The sequence below is a fragment of the Enterococcus sp. NBRC 3427 genome (assembly GCF_007996925.1).
Taxonomy (GTDB): Bacteria; Bacillota; Bacilli; order Lactobacillales; family Enterococcaceae; genus Enterococcus_B; species Enterococcus_B lactis.
Genome location: NZ_BJLL01000002.1, coordinates 34,606 through 61,202, shown reverse-complemented (window position 1 = coordinate 61,202; position 26,597 = coordinate 34,606). Strand labels below are relative to the sequence as shown.

Annotated in this window: 25 protein-coding genes and 1 riboswitch; of the genes, 3 read left to right on the top strand and 22 right to left on the bottom strand. The window is 38.4% G+C overall.

Translation table 11 applies throughout. The features are described from left to right. Positions 1-122: 122 nt before the first annotated feature. Entirely contained in the window at positions 123-776 is a 654-nt protein-coding gene (locus tag ESP02_RS00790) for a hemolysin III family protein (RefSeq protein WP_038398833.1), read from the top strand. 64 nt (positions 777-840) lie between these two features. Here ESP02_RS00790 and ESP02_RS00785 read toward each other — a convergent pair whose 3' ends face one another. From ESP02_RS00785 to ESP02_RS00750, 8 genes are all read right to left on the bottom strand, one after another. Then, positions 841-1,359 (bottom strand): dihydrofolate reductase, encoded by a 519-nt coding sequence (locus tag ESP02_RS00785; protein WP_002290193.1) that lies wholly within the window; start codon positions 1,357-1,359, stop codon positions 841-843. Between the two features lie 19 nt (positions 1,360-1,378). Then, complete coding sequence (locus ESP02_RS00780) at positions 1,379-2,326, bottom strand: thymidylate synthase (protein ID WP_002345052.1); 948 nt, start codon at positions 2,324-2,326, stop codon at positions 1,379-1,381. Between the two features lie 11 nt (positions 2,327-2,337). Continuing rightward, positions 2,338-4,221, bottom strand: a complete 1,884-nt coding sequence (locus ESP02_RS00775; protein WP_038398830.1) for an ABC-F family ATP-binding cassette domain-containing protein — start codon at positions 4,219-4,221, stop codon at positions 2,338-2,340. Positions 4,222-4,379: 158 nt separating this feature from the next. Beyond that, complete coding sequence (locus ESP02_RS00770; RefSeq protein ID WP_038398828.1) at positions 4,380-6,458, bottom strand: sodium:proton antiporter; 2,079 nt, start codon at positions 6,456-6,458, stop codon at positions 4,380-4,382. 12 nt (positions 6,459-6,470) lie between these two features. Continuing rightward, complete coding sequence (locus ESP02_RS00765; RefSeq protein ID WP_002290188.1) at positions 6,471-6,746, bottom strand: hypothetical protein; 276 nt, start codon at positions 6,744-6,746, stop codon at positions 6,471-6,473. A gap of 462 nt (positions 6,747-7,208) precedes the next feature. Then, entirely contained in the window at positions 7,209-7,664 is a 456-nt protein-coding gene (locus ESP02_RS00760; RefSeq protein ID WP_002290187.1) for a hypothetical protein, read from the bottom strand. A 153-nt stretch (positions 7,665-7,817) separates the two neighbouring features. Beyond that, on the bottom strand, positions 7,818-9,026 hold the full coding sequence (locus ESP02_RS00755) for a CCA tRNA nucleotidyltransferase (RefSeq protein WP_010732783.1): 1,209 nt from the start codon (positions 9,024-9,026) through the stop codon (positions 7,818-7,820). 111 nt (positions 9,027-9,137) lie between these two features. Next, positions 9,138-9,470 (bottom strand): nucleotide pyrophosphohydrolase, encoded by a 333-nt coding sequence (locus tag ESP02_RS00750; RefSeq protein ID WP_002335599.1) that lies wholly within the window; start codon positions 9,468-9,470, stop codon positions 9,138-9,140. A gap of 147 nt (positions 9,471-9,617) precedes the next feature. On the opposite strand from ESP02_RS00750, the gene ESP02_RS00745 reads away from it, so the two are divergent. Then, the gene (locus ESP02_RS00745; RefSeq protein WP_002290183.1) at positions 9,618-10,493 is read left to right on the top strand and encodes a YitT family protein; all 876 of its coding nucleotides are present in this window, start codon (positions 9,618-9,620) and stop codon (positions 10,491-10,493) included. A gap of 77 nt (positions 10,494-10,570) precedes the next feature. On the opposite strand, the gene ESP02_RS00740 is transcribed toward ESP02_RS00745, so the two are convergent. The 10 genes from ESP02_RS00740 to ESP02_RS00695 all read right to left on the bottom strand — a co-directional run bounded on the left by ESP02_RS00740 (position 10,571) and on the right by ESP02_RS00695 (position 20,923). Then, positions 10,571-11,152, bottom strand: a complete 582-nt coding sequence (locus ESP02_RS00740; RefSeq protein WP_002335598.1) for a ReoY family proteolytic degradation factor — start codon at positions 11,150-11,152, stop codon at positions 10,571-10,573. A 5-nt stretch (positions 11,153-11,157) separates the two neighbouring features. After that, entirely contained in the window at positions 11,158-12,417 is a 1,260-nt protein-coding gene (locus tag ESP02_RS00735) for a tetratricopeptide repeat protein (protein ID WP_038398824.1), read from the bottom strand. A gap of 1 nt (position 12,418) precedes the next feature. After that, a complete protein-coding gene (locus ESP02_RS00730) occupies positions 12,419-13,465 on the bottom strand; it encodes a hypothetical protein (RefSeq protein WP_002309590.1) in 1,047 nt (348 codons plus the stop codon). A gap of 232 nt (positions 13,466-13,697) precedes the next feature. Then, a complete protein-coding gene (locus tag ESP02_RS00725; RefSeq protein ID WP_002290178.1) occupies positions 13,698-13,973 on the bottom strand; it encodes an HU family DNA-binding protein in 276 nt (91 codons plus the stop codon). A gap of 242 nt (positions 13,974-14,215) precedes the next feature. Further along, on the bottom strand, positions 14,216-15,526 hold the full coding sequence (gene der, locus ESP02_RS00720; protein WP_002290177.1) for a ribosome biogenesis GTPase Der: 1,311 nt from the start codon (positions 15,524-15,526) through the stop codon (positions 14,216-14,218). Between the two features lie 181 nt (positions 15,527-15,707). Continuing rightward, complete coding sequence (rpsA, locus tag ESP02_RS00715; RefSeq protein WP_002290176.1) at positions 15,708-16,937, bottom strand: 30S ribosomal protein S1; 1,230 nt, start codon at positions 16,935-16,937, stop codon at positions 15,708-15,710. A gap of 134 nt (positions 16,938-17,071) precedes the next feature. Next, the gene (gene cmk / locus ESP02_RS00710) at positions 17,072-17,752 is read right to left on the bottom strand and encodes a (d)CMP kinase (protein ID WP_002372254.1); all 681 of its coding nucleotides are present in this window, start codon (positions 17,750-17,752) and stop codon (positions 17,072-17,074) included. Between the two features lie 48 nt (positions 17,753-17,800). Continuing rightward, positions 17,801-18,436, bottom strand: coding sequence for an SAG1386/EF1546 family surface-associated protein (locus tag ESP02_RS00705; protein WP_002315217.1), 636 nt, complete (start codon positions 18,434-18,436; stop codon positions 17,801-17,803). A gap of 65 nt (positions 18,437-18,501) precedes the next feature. Next, positions 18,502-19,905 (bottom strand): ATP-dependent DNA helicase RecQ, encoded by a 1,404-nt coding sequence (locus ESP02_RS00700; RefSeq protein WP_025478231.1) that lies wholly within the window; start codon positions 19,903-19,905, stop codon positions 18,502-18,504. Continuing rightward, on the bottom strand, positions 19,892-20,923 hold the full coding sequence (locus tag ESP02_RS00695; RefSeq protein ID WP_002372252.1) for a helix-turn-helix domain-containing protein: 1,032 nt from the start codon (positions 20,921-20,923) through the stop codon (positions 19,892-19,894). Before ESP02_RS00695 ends, ESP02_RS00700 begins: the two co-directional genes overlap by 14 nt. 30 nt (positions 20,924-20,953) lie before the next feature. On the opposite strand from ESP02_RS00695, the gene ESP02_RS00690 reads away from it, so the two are divergent. Next, positions 20,954-21,175 (top strand): ferredoxin, encoded by a 222-nt coding sequence (locus tag ESP02_RS00690; RefSeq protein WP_002309599.1) that lies wholly within the window; start codon positions 20,954-20,956, stop codon positions 21,173-21,175. Between the two features lie 161 nt (positions 21,176-21,336). Here the strand turns inward: ESP02_RS00690 and ESP02_RS00685 are convergent, their stop codons facing one another. The 4 genes from ESP02_RS00685 to ESP02_RS00670 all read right to left on the bottom strand — a co-directional run bounded on the left by ESP02_RS00685 (position 21,337) and on the right by ESP02_RS00670 (position 26,315). Next, on the bottom strand, positions 21,337-22,074 hold the full coding sequence (locus tag ESP02_RS00685; protein ID WP_002372251.1) for an alpha/beta hydrolase: 738 nt from the start codon (positions 22,072-22,074) through the stop codon (positions 21,337-21,339). Between the two features lie 154 nt (positions 22,075-22,228). Then, a complete protein-coding gene (locus ESP02_RS00680) occupies positions 22,229-23,569 on the bottom strand; it encodes a M20 family metallopeptidase (RefSeq protein WP_002315221.1) in 1,341 nt (446 codons plus the stop codon). A 232-nt stretch (positions 23,570-23,801) separates the two neighbouring features. Next, positions 23,802-25,325: a YfcC family protein gene (locus ESP02_RS00675; protein ID WP_002290168.1), complete on the bottom strand. Its 1,524-nt coding sequence runs from the start codon at positions 25,323-25,325 to the stop codon at positions 23,802-23,804. Between the two features lie 378 nt (positions 25,326-25,703). Continuing rightward, complete coding sequence (locus ESP02_RS00670; RefSeq protein ID WP_002309605.1) at positions 25,704-26,315, bottom strand: ECF transporter S component; 612 nt, start codon at positions 26,313-26,315, stop codon at positions 25,704-25,706. Between the two features lie 123 nt (positions 26,316-26,438). Continuing rightward, positions 26,439-26,563: riboswitch (FMN riboswitch) on the bottom strand. Positions 26,564-26,597: the final 34 nt, after the last annotated feature.

Below are 26,597 nucleotides of genomic sequence, written 5' to 3'. Positions count from 1 at the left end.
TCTCTCTTTCTTTAACAAGATGCCTTATTCATGTTAAACTACATGTAAGACAAATTCTATTTTTAGTATAACAGACAAATAATGATTTTTCATTAATTACACCTAGTAAAGGAGCCGTTTTCATGGAAAAAACGAAATTTAATCGAACGTATGAAATATTAAATGAAGTGTTTAATGCAGTTACCCATGGAATTGGGACTGGATTGAGTATCGCAGGACTAGTGATTCTTTTGGTAAAGGGTGCCCACTTACATTCCTCTCTCCATATTGTCTCTTATGCTATCTATGGATCGATGATGATTCTTTTATTTTTAACGTCTACTTTGTTTCATTCATTGATTTTTACAAAAGCAAAAAAGGTGTTCCAAGTATTCGATCATAGTTCGATTTTTCTTTTGATTGCAGGAAGTTATACTCCTTTTTGTTTGCTGAGTATCCGAGGATGGCTAGGTTGGACTTTATTTGTATTGATCTGGTTGTTTGCGATTCTTGGCATTATATATAAAGCGTTGACGTTGCATAAACGGGAGAGAGTATCAAAAGTATCTACGATCATCTATATTTTTATGGGGTGGCTCTGTGTCGTGGCTGCTGTTCCTCTTTATCACTCTCTTGGAATGACTGGTGTTATTTTGATGGTGGCAGGCGGCCTTTCTTACACGATAGGCGCATTCTTTTATAGTTTGAATTCTATCCGCTATATGCATGTTGTTTGGCATTTGTTTGTTATGTTAGGTGCAGGTTTTATGTACTTCTCTGTTTTATTCTTTACTTAATAAAAAAAGCTATTGATGGGTCAGCTCTAAATAAAAGCTGTTCCATCAATAGTTTTTTTATCGTCTATTCGCCTGTCCCTTTTTTTAAAGGATTCTCATTACGCTGATACGTTTCAAATTGATGCGGGTAACGATTTTTTTCATCTATTTCTCCTTGACTCGTATTGATCAGTGACCAATCAGACCAGTCAACAGGTGGAAAATAAGCATCTCCATCAAATACATGATGGATGACTGTCCGATATAATATCGTACAAAATGGTAGAAATTCTTGATAAACAGCTGAACCTCCAGCGATGAAAAAAATACCGTCTGTTTCTTTTTCCAAGGCAAGCACTTCTTCTACACTATGCATAACATGCACGCCTTCTGCTGTATAGGAAGGATCTCTAGTCAAAACAATCGTTTGACGATTCGGCAACGGACGGCTGCCCATCCCTTCGAAAGTTTTACGTCCCATCACTAATGTATTTGCTTCTGTCATTTGTTTAAAGAATTTCAGATCATTTGGCAAACGCCAAGGAAGACGGTCTTCTTTTCCAATCAATCCGTTTTCGTCCTGTGCCCAAATTGCAGCTAACATTTTCTCATCCTTTCTGATTTTAAACAGCGATAGGCGCTTTGATCGTTGGATGTGGGTCATATCCTTCTAACTGGATATCTTCCATCTCAAAATCAAATACTGACTGCTTTTCCTGATTCAAAGCTAAAGTTGGAAATGCGCGTACTTCTCGGCTTAATTGTTCTTTCATTTGTTCGATATGGTTGATATAAAGATGTGCATCTCCTAACGTGTGAACAAATTCTCCCACCTCTAAACCTGTTTCATGTGCAATCAAGTGAGTCAACAACGCATAACTTGCAATATTGAACGGAACACCTAGAAAGACATCCCCGCTACGTTGATACAATTGGCAGCTTAACCGTCCCTCTTGCACATAAAATTGAAACATCGTATGACAAGGTGGCAAAGCCATGCTAGGAACATCTTCTGGATTCCATGCAGAGACAATCAATCTTCTAGAATCAGGTGTCTTTTTGATTGCTTCGATCACTTCTTTGATTTGATCGATAAAACCGCCGTCTTTTGTCTCCCAGTGCCGCCATTGATAACCGTAGATGTGACCAAGATCACCGTATTTCTCAGCAAAGGAATCATCTGTTAGGATCTTTTCGCAAAAAAGTTTGCTCTGCTTTTTGTATTCTTCATTGAATTCAGGATCTGTCAAACTTCTATGTCCAAAATCAGTCATATCTGGTCCGTTATAATCTGTACTTTTGATATAGCGTTCAAATGCCCACTCATCCCAAATATGGTTTTTATTTTGTAATAGATAGCGGATGTTCGTATCTCCTTTTAAAAACCAAAGCAGTTCGCTTTTGATCAAGCCAAAAGGTACTCGTTTCGTTGTTAACAAAGGAAACCCTTTTTGCAGATCAAACCGCATTTGGTACCCGAATAAACTTAACGTGCCCGTGCCTGTTCTGTCTTCTTTACGATGTCCTTCTTCCAACAATTTTCTTCCTAAGTCAAGATACGCTTGTTCCATCCCTTTTCCTCCTAATCTTCTGCCCATTCACTCAAATATTCCCAACGTGCCATTTTTTCTTCAAGTTGTGCTTCTGCCTCAGATACGTCGTTTTGCAATTCCTGTAACCGAGTGAAATCATCTCCTTGATGATTCATCTCTTCTTGGAGCAATGAGATTTTTTCTTCAAGTTCTGCAATATCCTCTTCAATCGTTTCCCATTCTTTTTGCTCCATATAAGATAATTTTTTCTTTCCAGCAGGTTCCTTGCTCTGTGTTTTTGGCTTCACTTTTTCTGCAGGCTGCTGGAGTTCTTTTTGCTTCAGCAAATAACTGGACATGTTTCCATAATAAAGTTCTTGTTTTCCGTTTCCTTGGAATACCAATAGCTTATCTGCTACCTTATCCAAGAAATAACGGTCATGGGAAACAGTGATCACAGCACCTGGGAAACTTCTGAAATAGTCTTCCAAAATCGTCAATGTTGCTATGTCCAAATCATTGGTCGGTTCATCCAATAATAACACATTGGGTTGTTGGATCAGCAGTTTCAACAAAAACAATCGCCGTTTTTCTCCGCCCGAAAGTTTGCCAATCAGTGTCCCATGCATAAATCTCGGAAATAAAAATCGTTCAAGTAATTCTGCTACCCCGATTTGACTGCCATCAGCCGTTTTTGCTTCTTCAGCGGCTTCTTGCAAGTAAGCAATCATCCGTTTATCTGGTGCCATTTCTTCATTTTCTTGTGTATAATACGCAAGCCGAACCGTTTCACCGATAGAAATTGTACCGCTATCCAGAGGAATTCTGCCAGCTAGAATATTAAGCAATGTCGATTTCCCTGCCCCATTTTTACCAGTAATTCCTAGCCTTTCCCGAGATTGGATCAGCAAATCTAAATGTTCTAACAGTGTTTGGTCATTTATACGGTAAGTGCCATCTTTGATTTCCAGTACTTTTTTTCCTAAACGTTGTGTCGCTAGATTCAATTCTAAGTCATCTTCTTGGTTTACTTGATATAAATTCTCCTTTAGATCTTCGAAACGGTTGATTCGTGCTTGCTGCTTGGTACCGCGAGCCTGCACTCCTGCCCTCATCCATGCTAGTTCTTGCTTATAAAGTCGCTTGCGCTTTTCTTCTTGTTCTACTTCTACACGATCACGTTCTGCTTTTTCTAAGATGTAAGCTTCATAATTTCCTTTGTACTCGTATAATTTTCCAAATGAAAGTTCGAAGATCCGGTTTGCTACTCGATCTAGAAAATAACGATCGTGGGTAACCATCAATAGGGCGCCACGGTATTGTTTCAAATAGTTTTCCAACCACTCGATTGCTTGATAATCCAAATGGTTTGTTGGCTCATCTAGTAATAGTAAATCGGGTTCATCAATCAGCACTTGAGCTAAACTAACGCGTTTTTTCTGACCACCCGATAGCGTATTGATTTTTTTATCTAGTTCACTGATTCCTAATTTTTGCAAAATAATCTTCGCATTGGTATCTGTGGTCCAAGCATCTTCTTTATTCATTTGTTCTTCTGCTTTAGCATAACGTTTTTGCACATTAGGGTCTTCTCCATTTTCCCCTAGTTCGATCAATGCTTCCTCATATGCTCGAACAGTTTGGATCAAGGGACTGTTTCCTTGAAAGACTGCTTGGAGAACAGTTAGTTCATCAGAAAATTCAGCTGCTTGAGAAAGGTACCCTATACGGTAATCAGTTGGATAAAACACTGTTTGCCGATCACCATCGCCGCTATCGATACCAGCAATAATATTTAAGAGACTTGTTTTACCCGTCCCGTTCGTCCCAATCAACCCGATACGGTCTTTTTCGTGGATCAAAAAAGAAATCTGGTCAAACAAATCTTTTTCACCATAAGTTTTTTTGAGGTCAGTTACTTTTAATTCTTTCAACGTGTTCCCTCCTTATCTTGGATATTGTATCATAAAAATAGTGAACTTCAGGAAAAATTTTTTCGAATTTGTTCTTTTTGTGTTCCAAAAAAAGAACAGGACCGATCCGATCCTGTTCTGACATGTTTTGTTTTTATCGTTCTTGAAAATCTATTTTTTTATTTCGTTGCGCTCGATTTTTTTGACTTTGCTCGAAACGCAAATCGGAAAGAAAAGTTATCTGACGGTTTGTTCATCGTATAAGATTCTAACAAATTGATATTCCTACGGTAGCTATTCGCAGAAAACGTCGTGATTTTCTCAGCAACTTCGTATTCATCAATGATTTTTCTTTCAAGATAATAACCTCTCAGCATTTTTTTCGTAAACAGGCTATCTTGCTGGATCATCCACGAAGAAATCAAATTCCCCGAGCTCATTTTTATTCCCTCAAGTTTGCGTTGCTGGATAAAAAATTGAAGCATCGTTTCATCATAAATATCAGTCAAGTTATCTAAACTTTCAATAATCAATTGGGTATTTTTTTGATATGTCTCCCTGATTTCTTGGATATCTTCATCACTAATAAATGTCTGACGATCCGCATACCTTCTTTGCCAAAACATTTTTGGATGGAGAACGATTCGCATCAACCTACGGACAACAATGAACCAAAAGCCGATAAAAGATAAAAATTGACTGGTGATCGAATGTTCGAACCGGGAAAGAAAACGGGAATAAAAGCGATAACCATTAGAAGAAAGTTTACCCGAACGATAACTTTCATCTAATCCGTCGCGTTCGATCGACAAAATCAGCGCTTGTATTTCTTGTACTTCTTGCTTTTCATCATCGGTTAAATCTTCCAAGTACAGATCACGTATTCGTTCCTGGTAATTTTCTATCACTGCTTCAGTGGCTAAAAATTCTTTTGTATCACGATCAATTTCCTTTATTTCTTTTCGCAAAACTTCAACGACCTCTTCTAAGATCATCAAAGCATTCAAATCCGTGCTTTTCGCTTCCTCTGTTTCCGTCAGCATAGGCAAGACAATGATCCCTATGACCAAAGTCACTAAGATGACACCGGCCGTCAGAAACAAAAGTAAAGATCGCTGGTAAAACATCATATTATTGATTGAAAAGGGCAAAATAAAGATCGTAGCCAAACTGACTGTTCCCTTTACACCGCCAAATGTCAAAATCAAGATCTCGTTCAACTGTTTTTTGAACTTTTTACTACCATCTTTGAATATATAAAAAAGACTGATGGAAATGAATCTAATCACAAAAAGCATAATAGAGATCAATACGATAATCGCTAACAAAAGACCGTTTGGGTATAAACCGTCTCCCCATACCGGCGAGAATACTTGTGTCAGTTCGATTCCTAAGAATATAAACACTAATGCATTCAGTGTAAAAGCAATAGTTGTCCATGTACTGTGGGACAAACTCGACAACTCTGCATCAAACACGGTGATTTTCCTAAAACCAGAAGCTTGGAGAATACCTGCTGCCACTGCAGCAATGATCCCAGATACATCAAATGCCTCTGCCAATACATAGGCTAGAAAAGGAAGCAAAAGTTCGATCAGCAGATACCCTGTGACATCTTGTGCCGATGCTTTTTCAATCAAATGGATTATTTTTTGTTTGAACCAGACAAGCAAAAAACCGATCAAAGCTCCACCAATACTGGAGACCACTAAACTCATCCCAGCATTTACTGCGGAAAAAGAACCGGTGATCAGCGCACCAAGAGCAAACTGGAAGGCAGTAACACCAGATGCATCATTCAACAGGCCTTCTCCTTCTAAAATATGCATTGCTTTCTTAGGGATATTCACCCGTCCAGAAAGCGAACTGACTGCTACCGCATCTGTCGGACCTAACGCTGCTCCAAAAGCAAAGCAGGCAGCAAGAGGGACACTTGGCAACAGGAATGACAACGTCGCACCTACGCCGACAAGGGTCAAAATGACTCCGCCAAATGCCAAGAACAGAATCGTCCCGAAATTTTTGAGAATCGAAGAAATATCTGCTTTTTCTCCTTCTCTAAATAATAATGGTGCAATGATCATAACCAAGAACAATTCAGGTTCAAAATCAACTGATTGTCCCCACTCTGTCAGACCTAATACCACTCCAAGGAAAATTTGAATCAGTGGAGCTGGGATCATTGGCAAAATGCGGCTAGCTATGTTCGATAAGGTGATCGTTACTGCAAATACAATAACTAACTCAGCAAATTCCATCGTCCATCCCCTTTATTTTTTATTTTGTGTAAGCATTTTTAAAAATTGTTCTTTTTTCTTTAAAATTTTGGTTTCAACTACTTCAACTTGTGTTTGATTTCCCTCTAATTCACACTGTACACGTTTTGACTCCAAACGAAGCAGATCATGTTTTAGACGTTCCAACTGACGATACATCAATATATTTCTTTTACGCAACTTACAAAGTATTTGACGGCGGTCATCCATCGAAAGGGCGCCATAGCGATCATGCAACAGTTTTTTTTGTTGTTCAAAACTTTCTCTCATTTTCTAGATCTCCTATACACAAACTTCCATCATTATAGCAAAGTTCTCTTTGAATGAAAAATATTTCATTGTTTCATCGTTTATTGCTAGTTAGAAATTTCCATAAATTTTTCAACGCCTCATTCTATTCCAAATAGTCTCATATATCAAGTAAAACTTAAGAAAGATAAAAGTTTCTAACAAAAATAATGTTTGTTTTTTTATCATATCCTCCTTGTTCCTTTGTCACAACAAAAAAAGACTGTGACAAAAGTCTTGTCACAGCCCCTTATTCTGAATAAATGGTGTTCTAGAGACAGCCTATCAGCCATAAGGCACGATTTTGTAAAATATGGGAAGCTATTTTCAACATCACTTCTTATCGCTCTTGTGGTTACTCGTCGCAATTTTTTTTGTTAGAGTTCTCATTATCACTCAAGGCTGAATGTCTCTTTCACAACCTCATTTTTGCGTAAAATCAATTTATTCGAAAAATTCTCCGTATACATCTTCTACTCGTTGATCTGGGTTGATCACGATGTACAAATTACCTGTTTTTTCGCTGATTTTTGTAGATTGGTATTGATTGTCTAATCCTTCTGTTCCTTTATCTAGATATGGGAAGTATACAAGATCAGGTGTTCCATTGCGGTAAAGGATTTCCATTCGTTCGATATCTTCGTATTTCAATGCACGATTAAACATGCCCATTTCTAGTCCACCTAAGTTGATATCATGTGTCGCAACTGCATCTCCTTCATGGAAGATTTCGATTTTAAATCCGGCACATGGATGGATTTCAACAAATTCACTGCCATTGATCCGTCCAAAACTTGTTGTGATTTGTTTGATCCAAAGATCGCCGATGTGACGGCGGTTAATCGTCCATGTTTCTCCATTTCTAAAATAAAATTTTAGCGCTGTCATTTCTTTACTCATTAAAAAGACTCCTTTATGATGTAATTTATTCTTGTACTTCCTCAGTTTAGCACAAATTTATGTAAGTGGTCACATTTTATGTTTTTTCTTCTAATGACGTATCTGCCCAGTTTAAGTAGCTAGCCAAGCTGAGCAGATACAGTCTAGCGTTTTTTAAATCAATTTTTCTTTCGATAAAAAATCCAAAACCTGTTTTTTATCATTTTCTATTCTTTGTTCTACGACAGCTTTTTCAGCTGATTGCAAAGCTTCACTAACCCACTTACCAGGTTTTTTTCCACTTTCTTCCAGCAAGATTTTACCATCTACAGCTAATTCGCTTAATGACTTGATAGGTAAACGATCATAGGATTCTTCTACGACATCCATCTGTGGTGTTTCATCAAAATAAGTCATTAATTCTTCTACTTGCAATGCATGGTCTTTGCCTAAGAAGTATAATTCGAACGGTTCTAAAACTCCAGTTTTTCGTTGACGCAGTCCTTGAACAAGTGCTTGGACATCCTTGATCATTTGATTGGAACACTTCCACGATTTCAAAAAGGAGCGGATTTCATTTTCTTTTAGATCCAGTTGACTGATTAATAATGTCCATGCTTGACTCTCTTCTTTCAATGGAACGGAAGGTAATTCAGCAAAACGTAAAAGTGCTTCACCTTCTTCTCTCAAACCAGGGCAGCAAATATAACATTCTGTTTCAATGAATGCATGGATTCCTGCAGACCGTTCATTTCCCAAAAGCATCTTGATGAATTCCACATTTATGCGTTCTACAGATATTTTGCCTAATAGCTCGTGGTTTTCTTTGATGGCGTAGAAGGTTTCTTCCTCTAATTTGAATCCTAATTGACTGACAAAACGCAACCCGCGCATCATTCGCAAGGCATCTTCATGGAACCGCTCATGAGGATTGCCTACAGCTCGCAAGATTTGTTCTTCTAAATCTTGCAGACCATCGAACAAATCGATGATTTCGCCGTCTTCTTTCAAAGCAAAGGCATTGATTGTAAAATCTCTTCGTTTTAAGTCTTCTTCCAACGAACGAACGAATTCTACATAATCTGGTCTACGGTAGTCCTGATAAGTTGACTCCGTCCGAAATGTGGTGATTTCATATTGTTCATTGTTTTCTAATACCAATACAGTCCCGTGTTCGATCCCGATATCTATCGTTTTTGGAAAAAGCTGTTTGATTTCTTCTGGAAATGCGCTTGTTGCGATATCCACATCATGGATCGGCTGGTTCAGCAAGATATCACGAACACTTCCACCTACAAAATAAGCTTCATATCCTGCATTTTCTAATTTTTTCAGAACTGGAATTGCCTTTTGGTATTCCAGAGGTAATTGTTTTAATTTCATTTTTCCAACCTTTCCTGTGTGTTTCTTGTACTGAGATAAGTACTCAGTTGCATGATGCCTGATTGATACGTCCGTTTTAGCGGCTTCAAAGCACAAACCACTTCATCTTTTTTACTTGTCCTTCCGTTCAAAGCGGTTATGGTCTCTGTGATTGAATTTTTCCATATTTTTTTCAAAAACATCAGTTAAGTCGATATTCAATGAATTAGCCATGATCATCGTAACGAATAAAACATCTCCAAGTTCTTCTGCTACCGAGTTATCTGGTTCCGAAGCTTTTTTGCTTTTTTCTCCATAAGTGTGGTTGACTTCTCTGGCCAATTCACCTACTTCTTCCGTTAATCGAGCCAGCTGAGCTAATGGAGAGAAATACCCGACCTTGAATTGTTGGATATACTCATCTACTTCCTGCTGCATACTGTATAAAGAACGTTTTTCATCCATCTTTTCCCCTCCAAAACTATCTTACCAAAACTTTAACGCAAATCCTAGATAAGAGCAATTGAGAAAATCGAATTTCCATGCTACATTTAGGAAGGAATTTCTAAATGGAGATTCTGGGAAAATACATAATTGAAAGCTGGGATTCATATGGCCACACGGAAAACAGTAAAAGAAGTACTTTTTATTATTATAGGAACGAGTATTTACGCATTTGGACTTGTTTATTTGAACATCGCTAATCACTTAGCAGAAGGGGGCGTCTCAGGAATCACCTTGATCTTGAGAGCTTTATTCGGAATTGATCCAGCTTATACGACTTTATTAATCAATATCCCGTTGATTTTACTAGGGGGAAAGATTCTGGGAAAACGTTCTTTAGCCTATACTGTTCTAGGTACACTCTCTTTGTCATTCTTTTTATGGATCTGGCAACGGGTTCCGCTAGAAATCAATTTACAGCATGATCTACTGATCGTTTCTCTACTTGCGGGTTTGGTTGCAGGGGTAGGAAGCGGGATCGTCTATCGGATGGGTGGAACAACAGGCGGAAGCGATATTATCGCTCGGATTTTAGAACAAAATTACGGCATCTCCATGGGGCGTTCCCTATTGGCATTCGATATCATCGTCTTGCTTGCTTCCTTAACCTATATCGACTTGAAACGCATGATGTATACGTTGATCGTTTCCTATGTTTTCAGTCGCGTAATTGATTCAATCTTGGATGGTGGGTATTCTGCAAAAGGTCTGCTTGTCGTCTCCAACAAAAGTGAAGAGATTGCACCGCTGCTGATGACCGGTCTGCAAAGAGGCGTCACTTTCCTCTCTGGCGAAGGTGCATTCTCTGGAAATTCAAAAAAGATCATCTACATGGTCGTTAGTTCTAGTGAATTAACGGAAGCCAAGAGAATCGTCCACGAGATTGACGAAAAAGCTTTTCTGTCGATTATTAATGTGCATGAAGTTGAAGGGCAAGGGTTTACCTATTTGAAGCCACAAACAAGATTACTGAAAAAACGATAAAAAAGACAAGGGGTAGCTGTGAGGAAAGATTCCAAATCCAGCTATCCCTTGTCTTTTTTGGTATGATTCATTTTTAGCTAATTATTATGTTCACTTACTCGATTATTTTTCTTTTGCGTCTGCAAAAGGATTTTTCGGTTGACTTCATCAGACAATTTCAAAAATGCATCCCTGTCTCCATCTTCTAGCGCTTGATCGATTTGAGCATAAAGCATATTTAGTTTTGCTGCTTCTTCTTTTTCTTGAAAATATCGCTCGATCAATTCAGTATCTTCTTCACTGACAGAAGCATCCCAAGAAGAAAATGGATTATCTTCTAAGATCGATAGATATTCTCTTGTCTGCCAAGCATTCTCAAATAGACATTCCACATATAAAGGTTTCTTCCAATTCAATCGGATCTCATGGAAAATCTGATCTGTATCCGTAAATTCTTTTCCCTGCAAAAACAATTTCATTGGTTCCCCTTCAACAGATAGATCACTGATTTGCAGACCTCGATCCGCAAAATTTGCCCCTTCTACAAAGTGGACATTACTTAAAATTGCTTCATGATTGGCAAGATAATTCAAGATCCAAAAAACTTCTCTTCGGCTAAAAGATACATGATTGACCATCCACGTTAAAAAATTCTTCTTTTCCCGTACATCAATTAGCATTTTTCTCACCTCTCTGTTAGATCATCTAATAATGACAGTGCCTCCATATCTCCTGGTTCAAGTTTTAAATAATAAATCAATAATTCTTGTGCTCTTTTTAGCTGTCCTTCTTCTCTTAAGAAAAAGGCATATTCTTTCAAGAAATCTGGTTCATGAGATAGTTCATGATAAGCTTGTTCATAGTGTACAGCTGCAACGGTGAAGTCTTCTAATTCATTATAAGCATGCGCTAGATTCCATTCCGCATACGGATTAGCAGTTTCTTCCATCTGATTGATCACTTGTATCACATCTTCATATCTTTCATCATCCAAGTAAAGATTGCTTAAAGTAAGTAATGTTTCATCTTGTTTGTCTCCTACTTCTAAAGCTTTCAGCAAGAGTTCCTCTGCTCGCTGTTTGTCGTGCAGACGAAAAGCATTTTCAGAGGCTAGATGATAAAGTTCAACTTGGTAAGGATTTTCTTTGATTCCTTCTTCTAACACTGTTTGCGCTTCTTCAACCATTTCTTCTTCTTGAAGAGCTTGTCCTAGATATAAATATAATGATTGATAATGTGGATTAACTTCTCGAAGCTCTTCCAGATAGTTGATTGCTTGCTGATTTTCTTTTAATTGGAGATTCGTAAAAGCTAGCTGGAACAGTCGATCATCTGTCTTTTCTTCTTTCAATGCTTCTTCTAAAGGTGCGATAGCTGCTTCAAATTCACCTTGCATGCTTAAGGATTGCCCTAAACGTTCTTGCATCGAGATTCCTGACATCTCGTTTATCCCACTTGCCAACAATGTTTCATAAATCACTGCTGCCTCTTTGAAACGATCGACTGAAAAATACAATTCAGCTAGTGCAAACTGGATCAATGGTTCATCCGGTAGCAACCCTGCCGCTTCTTTCAATTTTGCTTCACTCACTTCAGGAATCCCGATGACTTGGTACAAATCAGCTATCGCCAATAAGCTTTGCGGATAGTAATCACTTTCCTTATCCACTTTTTCCAAGTATTCAAAAGCTAGGTCGATCTCATTGTCTTCGATTGCAATTTCTGCTAGCGGGATGTTTAGTCCGTCATTTTCTGGATATTGGTTGATCAATTGTTCAAAAATCTGTTTTGCCTCGATCAAAAAGCCAATAGCTAGCAATTCTTCCCCTAGTTCAGCTAATATATCTGCTGGATCTTCTTTTAATGCTTTTTCTAAAAAGAGTTGTGCTTGTGCCAGATCTTCATCTGATAAAGCTTGCAACATTTTTTCGCTATTTGTATTCATTTCAATTCCCTCTTATCTCGCTGACGATTTGTTGAAATACCGTCATTGTTCTCAACAATTCTTTTTCGTTTGGTCGTTGGTATCCGTCTATTATACCTATTTTTTCTAAAACAAGTATTTTTTTGCTTTTTTCTGCCAAGAAAAGGACTTTTTCCAAATACTCCATCTTTGAAATCTGTTCCAACCATTGGATAGGATAGCCAAGCAAGTCTAGCCATACAAAAAAATTTTTTAGTTGGAAATCAAAAGGATAGGCTTGGAGATTCCACACGAAATGAAACATCATCCCTAAAAATTTTTTCATACTAGCAGAAAGCAAGTGCCCATTTTCAGTCAGATAAAAAGCTTGTTCAAACAGTTTACCATAATTTGACAGATTTTCTGCCTCTAATTGATAAAAATAAATCATTTCTTCGATCATCCCGGCAAATGGCCGGGTCGTTAATTGCTTTTTATTTGGATAGTTTTTATACAAGTTTTGTAAAAAACGGTGATCACAAATCATTCCGCAACAGATAAAAGTCAAAAAGTCAATCTGTTTTCCGTCCACTTGCCGCTCGCTGATCGTTTGATCATAAACGATGCGTTCTGGCATGTTGATGGTTTGCAGCACTACACGATTCGGTAGCTGCAAAATCGTTCGCTGTGGAGTTAATGCTCGGCTCAGGGAACGGATGGACACAGGAATCAGCCAAAGTGATGAATCAAGGATTGTATGTTTTTGAAAAAAACCTGCCAGATCCATGATCCCTTCATTTCCAAATCCGATAACAAACATGGATTGATTTTCGGGATAGCGTTTGGTGAAATCAAGCAAGTTCTTCAATTCTGTTAAATGATTGCATTGAGTATTGGCACAAATGTACCAGTCATTATTTGCCTGATTTGCAAATAATGGGTTGATCTTATCTGCAAACAAATCATAATAACGCTGATTTGTTAAAAACAAGATGGGTTGATCGATCGAAAGTGCTCTTAGTTGACTGACAAGCGTTTCTCCGTAGAACACTTTTGTCAATGCTTCTTCTACTTGATAATCAAGTTCCATGCGCATCCCTCCTCTTCTTATTTTTATTTTACCATTAGTAAGCAAAATCTAGAAAAGATAAGGGCAAAGTCCACCTCTTAACTTGGAAATAAATAAAAATTAAATAAAATACATGCGTTTTTTATGTATGACATGCGGATTCGAAATTTTTGTCTCTTAATTGACTTTTTCTGCTAGGAAATAAAAAGAAAAGCACTTGTAGCCCTAGAGCCACAAGCGCTTTTTTACTGTCTTATTTAACAGCGTCTTTTAATGCTTTACCTGGTTTGAATGCAGGTACTTTGCTAGCTGGAATTTCGATTTCTTCACCAGTTTGTGGGTTGCGACCTTTGCGAGCTGCGCGTTCGCGAACTTCAAAGTTACCAAAACCGATTAATTGAACTTTTTCGCCGTTAGCTAAAGCATCTTGAATAGTTGAAAATACAGCATCTACTGCTGCAGTTGCATCTTTTTTAGTTAAATCAGTAGCTGAAGCAACTTTTTCGATTAATTCTGCTTTGTTTGCCATGGATAGATTCACCTCCTCCACAAGAGATATGATAGAAATATCATTTAGTTAAAACTTTCTGAGTGGTCCAGAAGTTTAAAAAGAAATATTGATTAACTTCAATATTCTGTTATCACGATATCATATGAACCGCTTAATAGCAAGGTTTTTACCAATTTTCATATGCTTTTTTTAGTCATAGAAACGTAACAAACAAAACTGTCTTTTTCTTTTGAAAAAAAAACGTTGATATGGTAAAATGCCTATTTTCTTCTACGAGGGATGATTCGAATGGATGTCCCTTCAAAAGTAAATGCTTTTCTGATTTGATTTTCTAAGAAACGCTCATAAGAAAAGTGCATCAATTCCTCTTCATTGACAAAAACAACAAATGTAGGCGGTTTGACAGCGACTTGTGTAGCATAAAAGATCTTCAGCCGTTTTCCTTTATCTGTCGGTGTTGGATTGATGGCTACAGCATCCATAATGATATCATTCAAAACAGCAGAAGAGATACGAAGATTCTGGTTCATACTTACTTGTTCGATCATTTCAGGAAGACGTTCCAACCGTTGTTTAGTCACTGCAGAAACAAAGACGATCGGTGCGTAATCTAAATATCGGAATTCATCACGGATCTCTTGTTCGAAATCACGCATCGTATTGGTTTCTTTCTTCACAAGGTCCCATTTATTCACAACGATAATGACACCACGACCAGCTTCATGAGCGTAACCCGCTACTCGCTTGTCTTGTTCTCGAATCCCTTCTTCCGCGTTCAGTACCATCAAAACGATGTCAGAACGGTCGATCGCACGCATCGCACGCATCACGCTGTATTTCTCAGTATTTTCATATACTTTTCCGCGTTTACGCATGCCGGCTGTATCGATCATCAAGAATTTCTGTCCACTTTCAGAAACAAAGTGAGTATCGATTGCATCCCGTGTCGTTCCTTCAATATCTGAAACAATCACCCGTTCTTCTCCTAAAATCGCGTTGATCAAAGAAGATTTACCAACATTTGGGCGACCAATCAAACTAAACTTGATCGTGTCGTCATCCTCTTCTTCAGTCTCTTCAGAGAAATACTTCACTGCTTCATCTAAAATATCGCCAATTCCTAGTCCGTGGCTTCCTGAAACAGGATAAGGATCGCCTAGTCCTAAAGAATAAAATTCATAGATATCATTTCTCATTTCTGGATTATCTACTTTATTGACTGCTAAAATCACTGGTTTATTACTTCTGTATAAAATTTTCGCAACCATCTCATCTGCGTCTGTCACGCCTTCGCGTCCGCTGACTACACAGATGATCACATCTGCTTCTTCAATCGCGATTTCTGCTTGATGTTTGATCTGATCCATAAAAGGTTCATCACCAAGATCAATTCCGCCTGTGTCGATCACGCTAAATTCTCGACCTAACCATTCGCCTTTTGCATAAATACGATCACGAGTTACTCCAGGAGTATCTTCGACAATCGAGATACGCTCACCAGCGATGCGGTTAAAAATCGTAGACTTACCGACGTTCGGGCGGCCAACGATTGCAATTGTTGGATTTGCCATATTATTTCCTCCTCACAAGTTTCCAATCTCACTTAGTTTAACGAATGCAATGCCAACTTTCAAGCATAGATTGTCAATTAAACGAAGTATTTTTATTCCTTTGTGAAATACTCACCGCTTTTCAAAAGAAAAACTGAGACAAAAGCAGCTGCTTTCATCTCAGTCACAGATACAAAATCAATTATTTTTCAGAATCATCGGTTGCTTTTTCTTCTACTTCTTCTTTCAACGCATCCCCTAAAATGTCTCCCATAGTGAATCCAGTATTTTCTTCTGGTAATTCATAAGACTCCACATTTTTTGGTTCTTCTTCTGAAGCTGGTTTTTCTTCTAAAGCTTTGATGCTCAATGCAATACGATGTTCTTCTGGATGGATCTCCAATACTTTCACTTTCACTTCGTCACCTTCATGAAGTACTTCGTGAGGTGTGGCGATATGTTTATGTGAGATTTGAGAGATGTGGACTAGCCCTTCTACTCCAGGGAATACTTCAACAAAGGCACCGAAACTTGTTAGACGTTTAACAGTTCCGTCCAATACTGCTCCAACTGGGGCTTTTGTATCGATTTCTGACCAAGGTCCAGGCTGTGTATCTTTGATTGACAAGGAAACACGTTCTTGTTCAGGGTTGATAGACAACACTTTGACGTTTACTTCGTCATTAACAGCTAACACATCACTTGGTTTTGCTACATGACTATGAGAAATCTCTGAGACATGGACTAGACCGTCAATTCCGCCTAGATCGACAAATGCCCCGAAATCAGTAAGACGTGCGACACGTCCGCTGAGAACATCTCCCTCATGAATCGTTGAAAGGATTTCTTTTTTCTTTTCTTCTCTTTCATTTTCAACTACCGCTTTGTGCGATAAGATCAAACGATTTTCTGATGGTTCGATTTCAATGATTTTAAAGCTCAATGTTTTGCCTTTATAATCTGAAAAGTCCGCAACAAAATGATCTTCCACCATTGATGCAGGGACAAAGCCACGCACACCGACGTCAACGACTAAACCGCCTTTGACAACATTTGTAACAGGTGCTTCAATTACCTTGCCGTCTTGGAAATCTCTTTCGATGTCTTCCCAAACTTTTTTAGCATCTAAACGGCGTTTTGAAAGAAGATAGCTGCCGTTTTCTTTATCTTTGCCGATCGTACTGATAACGACTAAGTCTAATACATCGCCGACTTTCACTACTTCGTTGATATCTTCTACTGGTAAAGTTGATAATTCTTTTGCCGGAACGACGCCTTCAACTCCGGCCCCTTCGATTCCGACAATTACTTGTTTGTCTTCGATAACCAAAACTTCGCCCTTAACAACATCGCCAACTTTTACTTCTTGGACGCTTTTCATTGCGTCTTCCATTGACTGGTTGTTCTCTTGATTTTGATCAAATTCTGTCATAACACTTGTCCTCCTAACCAACATTCTGCCGTAAGTACGGTACTGTTTTTAGTTTAATTGATTATTCAAAAAAAATAAAGCGATTTCGTTCGTTTTCCTTGAAAAAACAATTGTTTTTCAGTTTTTTTCTTCATTTAAAAAAGAAGATATCCCTTTTCCAAAACGACGGCTTTTATCGCTGCAACGACTTCTGAAATGGATTTGCCGGTAGTATCGATACGAACAGCGTCCTCTGCTTGCTGCAGCGGAGAAACTTCCCTTGTTGAATCATAATGGTCTCTTGCCTGTATCTCTTTTGTTAATGTTTCAAGATCAGTTGGGATCCCTTTTTCTTGGTTCTCTTTGAATCGTCTTTCTGCACGCTCACTTACGCTTGCTACTAAAAAGATTTTCACTTCTGCATTCGGCAATACAGCTGTCCCGATGTCTCTTCCGTCCATCACAACGCCACCGCGTTCGCCTATTTTCCGTTGGATAGCAACTAGTTCTTCTCTGACTTTCCCATGAGCAGAGACTTCAGAAACAGCTTTTGTGACATCAGGCTGACGGATTTCTAGTGTGACGTCTTTTGATGCTGTGAATACATGCTGCCCATCTTCTTGTTGTGAAAAAGAGATAGGATACTTTTTGATCAGTGAAACTAGTCCTTCCTCATCTGAAAAAGATACATTGTTTGTAATAGCTAGATAAGTCACTGCGCGATACATGGCACCGGTATCCGTATAAATATAATTCAATTCTTTTGCTAAGATTTTGGCAACGGTGCTTTTTCCTGATGAAGCAGGTCCGTCGATCGCAATACTGATTTGTGTCATGATATAACTCCTTTTTCTCAAAAAAAAAGCCGCAAAGCGCGGCTATTATTATTTAATTCTTAATTCTTGACCAGGGTAAAGCATAAAGTTGTTTGGATCTAAGCCATTCAATTCAAACAATTGGTCAGTGGTGATTCCTGCACGCTCAGCCACTTGTTTTGGACCTTCGCCTGCTTGAACAGTCGTTGTCGTACCGGCTACAGCTGAGGAAGAAGGTGTTGTTTCTGCTGCATTGCTGCTTGAATCCCCTGCTTGATAAGTTGTGTCACTTGAGGAAGAAGGTGTTGTCTCTGCTGCAATACTGCTTTCTGACGTTACCCCTGTATCTTGAGAAACAGTAGATTCTTCCGCCATTGTACTAGATTCTACTGTTGAAGTCTCAGTTGACTCCTCTTTTGTTGTACTTGTGGAACTTTCTACTACTGATGTCGAAGTTTCAGAAGAAGATGCTGCTGTTGCATTGTTGCTTGATCCGTTTCTGATCCAGAAATAAGCACCTGCTGGAATAGCGATACATAAGACTAGTAAAATCAAAAATAGCGAAAGAAATAATGTATTTCCTTTCTTTTGTTGTCTCTGAGAACTTCTTGATGAAACCTCATCATCTGTATCATAGATTGGTTGTTCCCATGGTTCTTGTGTTTCGTTATTTTCTGTAGATTGATGTCTATCTTTTCTGCTCACTGTTTTACCTCCTAAACTCTATCGTGTGTATTATACCATAGGAAAAAGTGTCTTGTCCTAAAAAATCAATGTTCCATGTTTTTTTTAAATAAATTTAGTAAAATCGATTCCCAATGAAGCGGTTCAGTCTTAGAAAAAGCCCTTTTCTTTGGTAGAAGTTCTACTTTTGCGCCATCAATATCACAACAATTCTGCGGCTTTTCGGAAAGTTCTTCCCCAAAATAAGCCAAGATGAATTTTCTGCGGCAGTCTTCTTCATGGATATAACGAAGCATCTGCTGCAGGCGGAATTCTTTTTCTTTTTCCTGACGTTTGAGCCGTTCCACCCAATTTTCTGGTTTTTCAGACTGCTGGATTAACTCCATCCATTTTTTTTGCAGCTCATCAAATGGCGCTTGCTCTGCTGCATATTCCAAATAAAGCTCAAAACTTTGTCGCTGTTCTCTAGAAAGTTGATTAAAGAAATAATGAATACGTTCATCTCCACTTTGATATAAAAGGATTGCTGCACTTTCTTCCTGATCTCTGCCTGCTCGACCAATTTCTTGTACATAGTTTTCCAAACTGTCTGGCAAATCGTAATGGATCACATAACGAATATCAGATTTATCGATTCCCATACCAAATGCGTTCGTAGCAATGAGAAACTGCAGCTGATTTTTTACAAACTGTTGCTGAAGCTGTCTTCTTTGAGCTGCATCAAGGCCACCGTGATAATATCCAACTGAAAAGCGCTCCCTGAATAAATGATACAAACGTTCGACTTCTTTTTTTGTTGCACAATAAATAATTGCCGCACCCTGTGCACTTTCCATGAATTGTTCAAGTTCTTGTTCTTTTTGCTGCGTTTTTCGAACAAAAAGCGAGATGTTTTGTCGATTGACTGATTGTCTAACCTCTTTTGGCTGTCGATCAAATAGCACCTGACGTATATCTTTCGCTACTAAATCTGTCGCTGTCGCGGTTAGAGCCAATGTGACCGGGTTTCCTAAATGCTCGCGGATTTTTCCTAACTGTTGATATTCTGGCCGAAAATCAACTCCCCATTGTGATACACAATGTGCCTCATCCACTACATATAGCGCTATATCCTGTTTTTTCAGCTGCTCTAAAAGAGAAGGGTTAGTCAACATTTCCGGACTCAAAAATAAAAATTTATATTGCGACAGATGACGGAGAACGTATCCTCTTTCAGCTCGCGAAAGCAAGCTATTGAAAGTAGCTACTCGTTTTTCCCCTTGTTTTTGCAGTTGTGTCACTTGATCTTCCATGAGAGAAAGTAGCGGTGACACGATGAGAACCATCCCATCCGTTAAATACCCTGTTAATTGATAGCACAGGCTTTTCCCCGTTCCTGTAGGCAAAATAGCGAGAGTATCTTCTCCATCAAGCAACGCCTGAATAATTTCTTCTTGGCCGGGTCGAAATGAATCGAATCCAAAATATTTTTTTAATTCATTTATTAACATTCTGTATCGCTTCCTTTCTCAATAGATAGATTTGATACAAACGAAATTCTCCATAATCTAATTGTCCATCTACATTCCATTCGCTGAAGCGCCACTCTCGCACGGAATCCTTATTTGGTTCCAATCGTTCGACCGTTTCTTGAGAGAGAATCCGCTCGTATGGAAAATCATCAAAAAACAAGGCCCACTCAATAAGATGATCTGTTACCGTCCCTTTTTTTAAATGACGTATTGCCATGATCTGGTCAATTGTCTGACCATTCATAAACATCTGCTTGGTGATCATCATGCTTTGATTGAAATTTTGCTGTAATAACGGATCAATCAACACATACCATAGCGAATCTGGCCGTTCTTCTATTTGCGCGAGCAAAAGATGGATACATCTGCTTTGTTGTAAATAAACAGCTGACTCATCATTGGTTTTTGCTAGCTGATACGGCAGAAGTCCTGTTCGATCATTTCCAGAGAATTGGTTAGCTAAAAAATCGGCTGCTCCTTCTGGTATCTCCGAAAACAGCTGCGCTAAACTTTCATACGCGCTATCAATCAAAATTCCACGTGGCAATCTGCTTCCACTAAGCCATTTTTTCAGTTGGAAAGTATAAAAAGGACTTGTCTCTGCTGGAAGATAATCTTGGTTCCCAGATGCCAGATTAGAAATCACTTGAACAGCAAATTTGATGAGCCGCCAACTAGTTTCCCCGGTTCGTCCATATCGGTCAAAACGCAAACCAGTATATTCTGTGCGAAGTTCAGACAACCTATCTGCTCCTGCAGACGTTAATTTTGCTTCATTTTCATTTATTTCGATCCAGCCTTGCTGTGCAAGTTTTTGCATAATCTGATAAAATTTGTCCTGTTTCAATTCTGGAAAACTGTTATGAGCAAATAAAAGTTCGTGAGTAAATCCGAAAATAAGTACTGAAGTCGTTCGTTTTCCCACAAGGAGCTGGTAAAGAGAGCTGACTCGCAGCTTGTTTCTTGATGAAAATAGCGATAAAATAAAAACAATCATATTATTCTCCTTAAGTTAGGATGGTTAGAAATGTCACTACTATGTAAACTTGTACCTGAACGCTGTATTGCATGCGGCCTTTGCCAAATCGAAGCGCCGGATATTTTCGATTATGATGAAGAAGGAATCGTTTTATTTGCCCAAGAACCAGAGGCTCATCAACAGTTCGTCATGCCGGAAGAAGAAGCGTATGTAAGAAAAGCGTATCAAAAATGTCCAGTTCGGGCGATTTTATTAGAAAACAAAATTTAAGTCAAACTAAGCTTTAAAAATGAACACTAGATTTTCTAAACTTGAAAATAAGCCGGGATCTGTTTCTCCCGTTCCGTGAAATCCCGACTTATTTTGAAAGTTATATTTTCTATCTATTTATTTGACTTGTTTTTTCATAGACCCTATAGGACCCATTTCGGTTATTTCAACTTTTTCAGCCAGTTTTCCAATGTATTGACAATCACAGTTTGCTGATCTGCGTTAGAAATTTCTGCCTCTCCATCTCCTTTTTGCTCACCATAGCTACCAAAGCCTCCATGGTTCCCGCCGTTGATTGATACATACTCTGTTCTTTCAGGTAAGTACTGCTTGGCTTCTTCATAAGCTTTCTGATTCAATACTTTATCTTTAGTTGCTGTAATTGATAAAATTGGGACAGCTGATTCTTTCAATGTTCCTTTTTTATCGGGATAGCTTGCCATGAAGAATACCCCTTTTAAATGACTGTCTGAATGATTCTTATTCGCATATCGACTTGCCATGACACCGCCTAAAGAGTGACCACCGATCACATAATCGGAATCTGGAAAATCTTCTTTGATTTTATCCGCTTTGTTTCCACCTATCACTGCTAGATCAAGAGGCATTTTGACAATAGCAACTGAGTAGCCGTTTTTTGCTAAATCTTGCGCCCAAATACTATAACTTTCTGGGTCTACGAGAGCACCAGGATAAAAAATAAGTAATGGAGACTTTGCCTGATTCTTTTTCTCTCCTTCAAAAAACAAGTAATCTTCTTTGTTTCTTCCTTCTTTTACCACCTTTTGTGCTTCTGACGATGGTTCGTACGTATTTTGCTGTATATAGTAATAACCGCCTCCGCCAAGTAATCCTAAAATAATGACTAAGCCAATTAGTATTCGTCTAAATATTTTCAATTTCTCCCACCTTTTCTATCTGAGTTTATACCTTCTTCTCAATCAAGTATGATTATACCTTAAAAAAAATAAGAGAAAAATGCAAACTTTCCAGCACCAAATAAAAAAGACGGAATATCCATTCGAATATCCGTCTTTTTTATATGATTATTTTTTATTTAGCGCACAAACGATACACTGCTTCTGCATAAATTTCCATTGCTTTATACATACTGCTTAATTCCCATCGTTCATTTGCCTGATGCATGAAGTCAGGAGTATCAGGGAACATCGCACCGAATGCCACACACTGGTTCATTGTACGGGCAAACGTAGCGCCACCTGATACAAATGGTTCAGTCATGTCTCCAGTAATCTCGCGATATGTTCCCAATAGGTTTTTCACTAATTCACTGTCCAATGGCACGTATAATGAATCTAGGAAGTCAAACTCTTCATAAGATAACTCATATTTTTCTACTGTTTTAGTTAATTTAGCTACTAAATCCTCTTTTTTGAATGTCACAGGAATTCTCATATCTACACCGATTTTTGTTTGTTCTGGTGTGATTTCCAAACTTGCAAAGTTCATCGTTAACTCACCAGATTGTTCATCTTCTGTCTTGCCCACGACTGCTTCACCAGTTGCATTTTCTTGAACTAATTTTCCTAAGAAATTGATTGGGCCAAAATCGAATACTTCTGAAAGAGCGATTGCCAAACGAGAAATAGCATTCACTCCTTGTGCGGCATCTTTCGCGTGGATACTTTTACCAAGAACGACGATTCCTTCGCCTTGTTCTTCGAAATCGAATCCGTGTTTTTTCAATGCTTCTTTTACTTCAGAAATCTTTTCACCAGAATAAGGAGCTGCATCAGGAACAACATTCAGCGCTCCGCCAGCTTTTACAGAAAAATCGTTCGTTCCAGGGCCTGTCAAGTAAGCTTGTAGTAAGCCTTTTTCCGCATAAATTAAAGGGAATTCAGCGTCTGGCGCAAATCCTTGCGTAATGCCTTCTTCTTTCTCGTTATATTTTTCTAAACAACGCCACAAATTTTCTTCATCTGTACCAAAGATAAAACGAATACGTGTTTTGAATTCCACACCAGCGTCCATCAAAGCTTTTACAGCATACATTGCTGCAATGGAAGGACCTTTGTCATCTTGAGAGCCGCGACCAACTAACCAGCCGTCTTTTACGGTTGGATCGAATGGTTTCGTTTCCCAATTGTTTTCGTCGCCTGCCGGAACAACGTCCATATGACACAAGATACCGAATAATTCATCTCCTGAGCCAATCTCTGAATAACCGTAATAGCCTTCTGGATCTTTAAATGTTCTAAATCCTAGCTTTTCACTGATTTCCAATACTTTGTCCAAAGCTTCAATCACTTTTTTACCGAAGGGGTGTCCTTGCCCTGAATCTGCTTCATCTAGTACGGAAGGGATTCGGATCAATTCGCTCAATGATTCTAATGCTTGTTCATGATGTTGTTCTGTCACAAATTGTTTCATGATTTTAACCTCCTAATATGTTAAAAAGGGCTATGTCAAATGCCTCCGACACAACCTCTTCTTCTCTAATAATGACGTTTTAAGCCTGCTCCATCAGCAAGCAGAATGTTCTTAATGATGAAAGAAAAAACACTCACTGAATGGAGCAATCGACTTATCCACGTGCTTATTGATAGCCGTATATCGGTTTCTTCACTCTTATGATAGACCTTGTACCTGTATTTGTCTAGGTTTAGAACATTGCTGCTACACCTAGGATCACACAGATGGCTACAAATAATATCGCAATTAATTTACCAGTAAATTTCCACCATACTGAAACATCGAAACGAGCAATCGCTACAGCACCCATTACGATAGCAGATGTTGGCGTAATCAAGTTTACTAAGCCAGACGCAGATTGATAAGCAGTGATAACTAAATCCTTCCCTACACCGGCAAATTCACCCATAGGTCCCATGATTCCCATTGTTGCAGCAGCTAAGCCAGAAGTTGAAGGAATCAAGAATGACATAGGAATATAGAAAATAAATGTAATGATGATGAATACGCTTGAAGATAATGAACTTAATCCTTGTTCGCCCCAGTGTAAGATAGTGTCTGTAATCAGCCCGTTGTTCATAACCACTTGGATACCACGAGCAACAGCTACTACGATAGCTACACCAATCAAGTCAGAAGCACCAGCTAAAAATTCAGAGACGAATTCAGATTCTTTCATACCATACGTGATTGCTACGACGATTGACATGACTAAGAACAACATAGTAATTTCTGGGAAGTACCAGTCACCTAGTGGAAGCATGCTTTTACCTAAAACAGTTCCTAGTACCGGAAGATTTGTTAACCAGTTTGTCAATGATTCAAAAATTGTGAAATTCGCATTCAAGGTTGTCCAAGGAATCAAACTGATGATCATGATACCAAAAGTAATGAAGAACAATACATTTACATGTTTTTGTTTTTTCGTGATTACTTCTTGGCGACCGATTGCTTCGATATCGAAATGTTTCATATCTTCTTTACGTTGATTGTATACTAATGATTTTGTTGGATCTTTTTCGATTTTTGATGCATAGCGATACACATATACAATAGAAATAGCTAACAAAATAACGAACATCAAGAATCGAAGACCAATACCTTCACCCATCGAAATCCCAACAGCTTGTGAAGCTACGCCTGTTGCGAAAGGATTGACCGTTGAAGCTAAACAGCCTACTTGAGACCCTACTAATACGATGGCTACTGCTACCACTGTATCAAAGCCTACTGCCATCATAACTGGGATCAGTAAAGCATAGAACGGAATCGTTTCTTCTGCCATTCCGTAAGTAGATCCGCCTAATGCAAATAACAGCATCAATACTGGAATAAGCATTTTTTCTTTTCCTTTGAATTTCTTCACAACTGAAGCGATTCCGGCATCTAGTGCACCTGTTTTGTTGATAATACCTAAAAATCCACCAACAACTAAAATGAAGAAAGAGATTGGGATTGCAGCAGGTGTTTCTTTAGTTAGCTCCCCCGCTGGTACACCTAGCATCCCATTGATTGGCGCCATGAAAATATCCCACAGCCCTTGAGGATTTTGTTGTACTCGTTCATATGATCCAGCGACAATGTTGCCTGCATCGTCTACACTATAGTGTCCAGCTGGTATAAACCAAGTAAGTACAGCGATTACTGCAATAATAATGAATAAGACCGTATACGCTGAAGGCATTTGAAATTTTTTCTTCTTTGTTTGTTCCATCTTCTTCTTCCTTTCTTTTCCGTTAGAGACATCATTTTTGGCTCTAATGTTATTTTATCAAAAAGAGTATCAGAACAAAAATAATAACACGCATTTTATAAAACTTTTGTTCAAAAAGTTCGTTTTTTCCTATTTTCTCCCCCTTTTTTCAGGTTTTTAAAGCTTTCTTCATTTTCATTGTAGCGTTTCCTTTTTTATATAAACAAACATTTCCATCTTTTGAAAGGAGAAGAATTTCACATTCTAAAAAATCCGATTGATTTTTATGCATAAATAAAAAAAATACTCAAAACAAACAAATAAAACGTTTACAATATTGCATGTATTGTATTTTTTTCCAAAAAAAAAGATCAAGAAATTTCTTGATCTTTTTGACATTTATTTAACTGCTGTATGACGTTGTTCCAACTGATGTTGTTTTCGACTTAACCATGGAAGAAGTTGCGCATGTAGCACTAAAAAGACAGCACTCACGATGAATCCTTTGATCAAGTTGAAAGGAACAATCCCAATCAATACATAATTTGCTAAAGACATCCCCAACATCTGTGTCGCGTTCAGTCCTAAAAACATTAAGTAAAGAGGCGTAATAACGAAATAATTCGCGATACTCATGAAAATAGTCAGAGCAATCGTTCCTGTAATCACACCTAAAAATTTATTTCTTCCTTTATGCTGTTTCTTTACACTAAAGAAGTAATAAATCGGAAAGGTAAAGATCGTTGTTGATAAGAAACTAGCTGTGTCTCCCACTAGGTTATCTGGAGAAAAACCTGTAGTCAGCAGATGTAATACTGAACGCAAGAACGCTGTTGCTACTCCGGCCGCTGGACCGAATAAGAACATACTGATCAATACCGGGATATCACTAAAATCAATCTTCAAAAAACTAAAAGCCGGCATGATCGGAAAAGCAAAATACTGTAAAACTAATGCGATCGCAGCAAACATCGCTACTGCAACCATTTTCTGTACACGGGTGTTCTTCATTTGAAATCCTCCTGTTAGGACTCCTCTTCAGCGAACTTTTTGACGTTTCTCTCCAAATGAAAAAACTCTATTTTCCAGGGAAAATAGAGTTAGAGTTATTTGATCAAGTGTGCGTCAAATAAGCCCTATCTTCTTTATCCAGACTGTACTGTCGGTATCGGAATTTCACCGATTCAGCTATTTTTTGCAAAATAGGTCGTGGACTATAACCACCGGTCGGGAATTTCACCCTGCCCCTGAAGACGAACCTTATATAATTTTTGTTTACATGTTCATTATACA